Origin of the sequence: Paucibacter sp. XJ19-41 (assembly GCF_028462495.1) — a bacterium.
In the GTDB taxonomy this organism is placed as follows: Bacteria; Pseudomonadota; Gammaproteobacteria; order Burkholderiales; family Burkholderiaceae_C; genus Roseateles_E.
This window is the reverse complement of record NZ_JAQOWX010000052.1, coordinates 32715-37797: the sequence shown is the minus strand read 5'-3', so window position 1 is coordinate 37797 and position 5083 is coordinate 32715. Positions and strand designations below refer to the sequence as shown.

Below are 5083 nucleotides of genomic sequence, written 5' to 3'. Positions count from 1 at the left end.
TGGCCCGGCCGCTGGCCGATGCGGCCGAGGCCCGGGCCGCGCTGCAGGGCGGCGCGGTCTATGCAGTGCTGGTGATCCCGACAGGCCTGGCCCGCGAACTCAAGAGCGGCCGGGCCGCCAGCGTCACCTTGCTGCACAACGCCCAGTTCGCGACCCACTCGGGCCTGATCCAGAAGGATGTGCGCGGCGCGGTCGGCACGATGTCGGCCGGTATCGAGATCCTGGCGCGCGAAAAGCGCGGCCAGGCGCCGCAGGCCGCGACACAGGGCTTCGAGCCGCTGCGCGCCGGCCTGGGCTCGCAGTACAACCCGGCGCTGAACTACCAGCAGTTCCTGGCCACCGCGCTGATGCCGGCCCTGCTGCATCTGCTGGCCATGGTGGCCGGCGCCTGGACCGTGGGCCGCGAGCTGCGCGACGGCACGAGCCCGGCCTGGCTGGACGCTGCCGGGGCTCAGGTCTGGCCGGCCCTGCTGGCCAAGCTGGCGCCCGCCTGGCTGCTGCTGGGCGCGGTCGATGCGGCCCTGCTGCTGGCGCTGCTGGGCCTCGGCCTGCTGCCCTCGGCGGGTGCTCCGATGCTGCTGGCCCTGCATGCGGCGCTGCTGGCGCTGTATCTGGCGCTGGGCGCGGCGGTGGCCCTGCTGGCGCGCTCGCTGCGCCTGGCCTTGTCGGCGGCCGGCTTCATCACCGCGCCGGCTTTTGCCTTCTCCGGCATCGGTTTTCCGCTGATGGCCATGCCCGAGGGCGCGCGGCTCTGGGCCGAGGCCCTGCCGCTGACCTGGCTGATGCAGGCCCAGGTCGGCCTGCTGCAGCAGGGCTGGGTGGCGCAGCGCGCGCTGCCGCTGCTGGCCGCGCTGACGGCTACTGCGCTGGCCCTGCTGGCGCTGGCCGCCTGGCGGCTGCCGCGCGTGGCCCATGACCCGGCCGCCTGGGGCAAGCGCTGATGAGCGGCTGGCTGCGCGAACTCGTCGGCACCTGGCGCGCGGTACTGCGCGATCCCGGCGTGCTGCTGATGCTCTTGATCGCGCCGCTGATCTATTCCTTCTTCTACCCCTGGCCTTATGCGAGCGAGCAGCTGCAGCGCGTGCCGGTGGCCATCGTCGACCAGGATCACAGCGCGCTGAGCCGCCAGATCCAGCGCTTCGCCCAGGCCAGCCCGCGTCTGGACCTGGCGCTGCTGACGGCCGATGAGGGCCGGGCCCGGGCCGCGCTGGCGGCCGGCGAGATCCAGGGCTATGTGCTGCTGCCGGCCGGGCTCAAGCGCGAGGCCGGCCGCGGCCGGGGTCAGGTCGTGCCGGTGCTGGCCGACGGCGCCTATTTTCTCGCCAACAAGATCGTGCTGCTGGGCTTTGCCGAGGTGCTGGGCACCGTGTCGGCCGGCATCGAGCTGCGCCAGCTGCAGGCCCAGGGCCAGTCACCGCTGCAGGCCACCGCCAGCCGCAGCCCGCTGAATGTAGAGCTGGCCGCGCTCTACAACCCGCATGAGGGCTATGGCAGCGCCGTGGTGCCGGCGGTGGCGGTGCTGATCGTGCAGCAGCTGCTGCTGATCGGCGTCGCGATGTGGGTGGGCCAGCGCTTCGAGGACCGCGCGCGGCCCGCCGAGGGCCTCGCCGTCTGGAGTGCGCGCACCGCGGCCTTCGCCAGCTTCGGACTGCTCAGCGCGGCCTGGTTCTTCATGCTGATCTTCCCCTTCTTCGGCTATGCCCACGGCGGCAACCCGGCCGGCGCGGCCTTGGCAGCGCTGCCTTTTTGCTGGGCCATCGCGGCGGCCGGCGTGGCGCTGGGCGCGCTGCTGGCCGAGCGCGAGCGGGCGATGCAGCTGCTGCTCTGCACTTCGCTGCCGATCGTCTTTCTGGCCGGCTTCTCCTGGCCGCGCGAGGCCTTGCCGGCGCCGCTGTGGTGGCTGGGCGAGCTCCTGATCCCGGCGGTGCCGGGCATCCAGGGCTTTGTACGGCTCAACCAGATGGGCGCGCCGCTGCCCGCCGTGGGTCCGCAGCTGCTGGCGCTTTGCGGTCAGGCGCTGGGTTACAGCCTGCTGGCGGTCTGGGCAGTGCGGCGCCGACCCAGAGCGATCAGTCCTGCGGCGGTGCCTGGCCTTCCAGGATGACAAAGGCGTCGTCGGCCGGCCGGTAGTCGAGCAGCCGGCGCGTCTGGTCTATGGCCAGGCGTTTGTAGCGGGTGTCGGACACGCCGTGCACCACATTGAAACCACTCAGCTCGGCCTCGATACAGCGTTGCAGCAGCTGCACCACGTCGCGCTCGCTGATGAAGGCGGCCACATCGCGCGGGCTGTGGCGCTGGCCCGGCGCAAACTCGGCGACATTGGCGATGCGCACCGCCACCGTCGTCATCATGCCGTCCTGCGCGAACAGCGCGGCCAGCGCCTCTCCGAAGGCCTTGCTGGCGCCGTAGAGGTTCTTGGGGCGCGGCGCCNCATCATGCCGTCCTGCGCGAACAGCGCGGCCAGCGCCTCTCCGAAGGCCTTGCTGGCGCCGTAGAGGTTCTTGGGGCGCGGCGCCATCTGCTCCTGCACTTGCACATCGAGCGCATAGCCCTCGACAGCCTGGGCGCTGCTGGCAAAGACAAAGCGCCGGCAGCCCTGGGCCCGGGCGGCGGTGAACAGGTTGTAGCTGCCGACGATATTGACCGGCAACAACGAGCCCATGAAGTCGGCCTCCGGCGAGGGGTCGGCAGCCAGATGGATCACGGTGTCAATGCCGGCACAGGCGCGCATGCAGGCCTTTGCATCGCTGATGTCCAGCGCCAGCACCTCGGCGCCGGACTCGGCCAGGCCGGCGGTGGCGATATCGGCCAGGCGCAGGGCCGAGCGGTCCGGCTGCGCCCGCCAGAAGGCGCGGCCTATGCGGCCGGCGGCACCGGTGATCAGGATCTTGTTCTGGCGGTTCGGTGTGCTCATGATGGGGCGGCCCTGGTTTGCTCGGAGCGCAGTGTGCCAGCCGCATTGGCGCGCGCGCGGGCACAGGTCACAATGGCTCATGCTCCGCCCCACCCGCATCGCCATCCTCAGCTTCGACGGTTTCAACGAGCTCGACAGCTTCATCGCGCTGGGTCTGCTGAACCGGTTGCGGCCGCAGGGCTTCAGCGCCGAGCTGTGCGGGCCGGGCAGCCATGTGACGTCGATGAACGGCGTCACGGTGCAGCTGCAGCGGCCGTTGGAGTGGGCCAACGAGGCCGAGGTCGTGCTGTTCGGCTCGGGCCTCTACACCCGCGCGATCGCCGAGAACAGCGCGCTGCTGGACCGGCTGCAGCTGGACCCGGTGCGCCAGCTGATCGGCGCGCAATGCTCGGGCACCCTGTTGATGGCCCGCCTGGGTCTGCTGGGCGACTGCCCCGCCTGCACCGATCTGACGACCAAGCCCTGGGTCGTCGAGGCCGGCGCCGTGGTGCTGGACGAACCCTTCCACGCCCGTGGCCCCATCGCCACCGCCGGCGGCTGCCTGGCCTCGCAGTACCTGGCCACCTGGGTGATGCTGAAGAAAGCCGGCGAGGCCGCCACCCGCGAGGCGCTGCACTATGGGGCGCCGGTGGGGGAGAAAGAGGCCTATGTCGAGCGGCTGCTGGCCAGGGTTAGGTCAGGCGACGCGAGTGTCTGAGGGTGCCCAGGCCGCCGGGTGAATCAATCCGTCCCGTAGCCGGCCTGACGCAGCTGCGCCTCGATGAAATCGAAGAAGGGCTTGGCGCGTGAGGCGAGGCCGTGGCGCTGGGTGCTCAGCGCATGCACGGTCAGCGGGGCGGGCAGGAAGGGCTCCAGCAGGGACAGCAGGGCGCCGCTGGCCAGCAGATCGTCCACCACGAAGCGCGGCGTCAGCGCCACCCCGAGACCGGCCGTGAGCGCCTCGCGCAGCAGCAGGCTGTTGTCCACCCGCAGCTGCCCGCCCACCGCCACTTGCACCGGCCGCCCCGCGACCACAAAGGGCCAGCTGCCGCTGCCGCCGTCGGCCAGCGCATAGACCAGGGCGTTGTGGGCCACCAGATCGGTGGGCCGCTCCAGCACGGCGGCCTGGCGCAGATAGCGGGGCGCGGCCACCAGCACCCGCTCCACCCGACCGAGCGCGCGCGCCCGCAGGCTCGAGTCGGCCAGCCTGCTGCTGCCTATACGCAGCGCGCCATCGAAACGCTCGGCCAGCAGGTCGACATAGCGGTCGCTGAGCGACAGATCCAGGCGCAGCTGCGGGTGGCGCAGCAGGAACTCGGGTAGACGTGCGGCGACAAAACGCAGCGCAAATGAGGTGGGCAAGGCGATGCGCAGCCGGCCGCTCGGCGAATTGCCGAGCGCGCTGACGCGGGCCAGCGCCGCATCGGCCGCGTCCAGCAGCTCGGCACAGTCCGGCAGAAAGGCCTCACCTGCCGCCGTCAGCGCCACCTGGCGCGTGCTGCGCAACAGCAGCTGCACGCCCAGGCTAGCTTCCAGCGCGGCCACCAGCTTGGTGACCGCGCTGCCGGTAACGCCCAGTTGCACGGCGGCGCGCGCAAAACCGCCGAGCTCGGCGACGGCCCGAAAGGCACGCAGGGATTGCAGGCTGGCACTCATCGCATTGATTCCAATATGGAATTTGTGAATCGACGAATTACACCATCTACTGCCTGTCCGTCAGTTCTAGAGTGGCGCCATGAACCGCTATGACATCCGTCGCGCCGCCGAGCGCGGCCGCATCCGCAACGACTGGCTCGATGCCTTCTGCAGCTTCAACTTCGGCAGCTACCGGGCGCCCGGCCGGGAGGGCTTCGGCGCGCTGTGCGCGCTGAACGAAGACTTCATCCTGCCGGCCAGCGGCTTCGGCCCCCACCCGCACCGGGACCTGGAGATTCTGCTGATGCCGCTGCAATCCTCGGTGCGCCACGAGGATTCGCTGGGCAATGTGCTCGATGTCCGGCCCGACGAGCTGCTGGTGATGCATGCCGGGCGCGGCATCACCCACAGCCAGATGAATGCCTCCGCGACGCTGCAGGACCATCATCTGCAGCTCTGGTTCCAGCCGCGTCGGCGTGGCGCCGAGCCGGGCATCGCGCTGCGCGCCTATCCGGCGGCCGGCCGCGCGGGGGCCTGGCAGCTCTGGGCCAGCGG

At 71.1% G+C, this 5083-nt stretch carries 7 protein-coding genes; 4 read left to right on the top strand and 3 right to left on the bottom strand.

Translation table 11 applies throughout. The features are described from left to right. Both PO768_RS14910 and PO768_RS14905 read left to right on the top strand, forming a co-directional pair. A partial coding sequence (locus PO768_RS14910; protein ID WP_272646682.1) for an ABC transporter permease occupies window positions 1-941 on the top strand: 941 nt, incomplete at its 5' end. Continuing rightward, window positions 941-2104 carry an ABC transporter permease gene (locus PO768_RS14905; RefSeq protein ID WP_272646681.1) on the top strand — a complete coding sequence of 388 codons (1164 nt, stop codon included), beginning with the start codon at window positions 941-943 and terminating at the stop codon, window positions 2102-2104. The genes PO768_RS14910 and PO768_RS14905, both read left to right, overlap by 1 nt. On the opposite strand, the gene PO768_RS14900 is transcribed toward PO768_RS14905, so the two are convergent. Further along, the gene (locus PO768_RS14900) at window positions 2070-2351 is read right to left on the bottom strand and encodes a hypothetical protein (RefSeq protein ID WP_272646680.1); all 282 of its coding nucleotides are present in this window, start codon (window positions 2349-2351) and stop codon (window positions 2070-2072) included. The genes PO768_RS14905 and PO768_RS14900 overlap by 35 nt on opposite strands. Beyond that, complete coding sequence (locus PO768_RS14895; protein WP_272646679.1) at window positions 2348-2914, bottom strand: NAD-dependent epimerase/dehydratase family protein; 567 nt, start codon at window positions 2912-2914, stop codon at window positions 2348-2350. The genes PO768_RS14900 and PO768_RS14895 overlap by 4 nt, the downstream gene beginning before the upstream one ends. 79 nt (window positions 2915-2993) lie before the next feature. Here PO768_RS14895 and PO768_RS14890 point away from each other — a divergent pair, with 79 nt between their 5' ends. Then, window positions 2994-3611: an AraC family transcriptional regulator gene (locus tag PO768_RS14890; RefSeq protein WP_272646678.1), complete on the top strand. Its 618-nt coding sequence runs from the start codon at window positions 2994-2996 to the stop codon at window positions 3609-3611. 23 nt (window positions 3612-3634) lie between these two features. Here the strand turns inward: PO768_RS14890 and PO768_RS14885 are convergent, their stop codons facing one another. After that, window positions 3635-4549, bottom strand: a complete 915-nt coding sequence (locus PO768_RS14885; RefSeq protein ID WP_272646677.1) for a LysR family transcriptional regulator — start codon at window positions 4547-4549, stop codon at window positions 3635-3637. 79 nt (window positions 4550-4628) lie between these two features. Here PO768_RS14885 and PO768_RS14880 point away from each other — a divergent pair. After that, window positions 4629-5083 (top strand): pirin family protein (locus PO768_RS14880; RefSeq protein WP_272646676.1); only part of this gene is annotated, 455 nt, incomplete at its 3' end.

Excerpts from the sequence above, each read along its gene's own strand:
- PO768_RS14900 (WP_272646680.1), bottom strand. The coding sequence starts at position 2,351 with ATGATGACGACGGTGGCGGTGCGCATCGCCAATGTCGCCGAGTTTGCG.
- PO768_RS14885 (WP_272646677.1), bottom strand. The coding sequence starts at position 4,549 with ATGAGTGCCAGCCTGCAATCCCTGCGTGCCTTTCGGGCCGTCGCCGAG.
- PO768_RS14905 (WP_272646681.1), top strand. The coding sequence starts at position 941 with ATGAGCGGCTGGCTGCGCGAACTCGTCGGCACCTGGCGCGCGGTACTG.
- PO768_RS14890 (WP_272646678.1), top strand. The coding sequence starts at position 2,994 with ATGCTCCGCCCCACCCGCATCGCCATCCTCAGCTTCGACGGTTTCAAC.